Source organism: Micromonospora sp. NPDC049799 (assembly GCF_040656655.1).
Taxonomy (GTDB): domain Bacteria; phylum Actinomycetota; class Actinomycetes; order Mycobacteriales; family Micromonosporaceae; genus Micromonospora.
This window is the reverse complement of the sequence record NZ_JBFAMU010000755.1, coordinates 1-1,819: the sequence shown is the minus strand read 5'-3', so window position 1 is coordinate 1,819 and position 1,819 is coordinate 1. Positions and strand designations below refer to the sequence as shown.

The 1,819-nt window shown below is 72.0% G+C and carries 1 protein-coding gene; it reads left to right on the top strand.

The window, feature by feature from the left end; translation table 11 throughout:
• Window positions 1-363 precede the first annotated feature (363 nt).
• Window positions 364-1,623: a hypothetical protein gene (locus AB0I76_RS29145; RefSeq protein WP_357042133.1), complete on the top strand. Its 1,260-nt coding sequence runs from the start codon at window positions 364-366 to the stop codon at window positions 1,621-1,623.
• Window positions 1,624-1,819 lie beyond the last annotated feature (196 nt).

Genomic DNA, 1,819 nt, shown 5'->3' with positions numbered 1-1,819 from the left:
GCGGCGACGTCGACACGCGGCCGGCCGGGCCGCCCTGGCCGCTGACCCGCGCCGAGGTCGACGCGTTCGCCGCCGGAGGCCTCACGCCCGTCCGGGTCGAGCACTTCCTGGACCCCGAGGGCGTACGCCGTTGGCGCGCCGAGTTCCGCCGCGCCGCCTGAGTCACCCCTCTTCCGGTACGCCCTGAGGCCGCGCACGCGGTCCCGGGTCGGTGCCGCATGCCGTCCCGACGGCGTGCGGCCCGTCCTCGTGTGGCGCTCTCTGAACGATCCCGTTACGAGGCATTGACGTCTGTCACATGAAGGTGATCTGATCGCGCTCTCGGAGGATCTTTCACGTTTCGATGGACAGATGGAGGACGTCATGTCCAGATTCCGTCGTACCGCCGCGGCGGCGGTGCTCGCCGTGGCCACCGCCGCGCTCACCACCGCCGTCGGACTGTCCGCTCCCGCCGCGGCGGCGCCGCCCACCGCCGCGGTGGCACTCGGCGACAGCTTCATCAGCGGCGAGGGCGCCGGGGCGTACACCCCGGTGGTCGACGTCAACGGCGTCGCACAGGGCTTCCCGGGATGGACCGCGCCGAACAGCAACGCGTTCTTCTGCCACCGGTCGGCGAACGCCTCGCTGCACCGGGCGAACCTGCCGGGCATCCAGGACCGGTTCAACCTGGCCTGCTCGGGTGGCCAGCCGCACGACATCGCCGCCGCGTCGTCGGCGCGGACCAACGGCCGCCAGGTCGCCGCGCAACTCGACCAACTCCGCGCCGTCGGTCGGACCCACGACATCGACCTGGTGCTGCTCGGGCTCGGCTCGAACAACAGCTCGTTCACGTTCGGCAGCGTCGCGGAGAAGTGCGCCAACCGGTTCATCGCCGACGCCTGGACCGGCTGGTGGGAGTTCTGGGCGTACCTGAACGGGCCCGTGGAGCAGAAGCCCTGCTCCGACGCCGACCTCGCCACCGCCGCCCAGCTCAGCGCCGCGACGGCGGAGACCACCGCCGCCGTACGCCAGATCCTCGCCACCCTGCGCGAGATCGACGCCGACGGCCAGCACCGGGTCGTCTTCCAGGACTACACCAACCCGCTGCCGTTCGACCTGGACCCGACGTTCCACACCGAGGACAGCCGGGACGACACCCGGGACAAGTTCCGCGCCCTGGGCGCCGAGCGGTACGCGGCCGGCTGCCCCATCCACCGGGCCAGCCTGCTGCCCGGACACCGCTTCTCCCAGGGCCTCGGCACCATGGTGAAGTCCAGCCGGGACACCCTGGCCGCCGAGTTCCCCGGCGCCGACCTGGTCTACCTCAACGTGCAGCGGGCCTTCGACGGCGCCCGGCTCTGCGAGTCGTCGGCCAGCCCGTCCGGCGCACTGGCCACCCCGATCCGGCTCCAGGACAACCCGCCGAACGGCACCTTCGTCACCAGCCTCTCCGGTTACGACAAGATCGCCATCCAGCGGATCGCCAACACCTGCGTCACGTACTTCCAGACCTGCCAGGAGTCGTGGCACCCGAACGCCACCGGCCACCAGGTCCTCGGCCAGTGCCTGACCGGTGCCGCCGCGACCACCGCCCGCGACGTCTCCTGCACCCGCACCCCCACCGGCACCATCACCATCTCCTAACCCCACCCCACCCCACCCCACCCCGACCCCGCTCCACCCCGCCCACCCCGCCCCGCCCGCCACTCCGACTCCGCGATCTTGCACTTTCTGCCCCCGCGAAAGCGGCCGGGCCGGACTCGATCTTCCCGTCCGCCGACGTCGACCGCCTGATCACGATCCTCAACTCCGTCCGAGACACCGCCGCCCCTACGAGCGA

Coding starts and splice junctions, on each gene's coding strand:
- AB0I76_RS29145 (WP_357042133.1), top strand. CDS start 364: ATGTCCAGATTCCGTCGTACCGCCGCGGCGGCGGTGCTCGCCGTGGCC.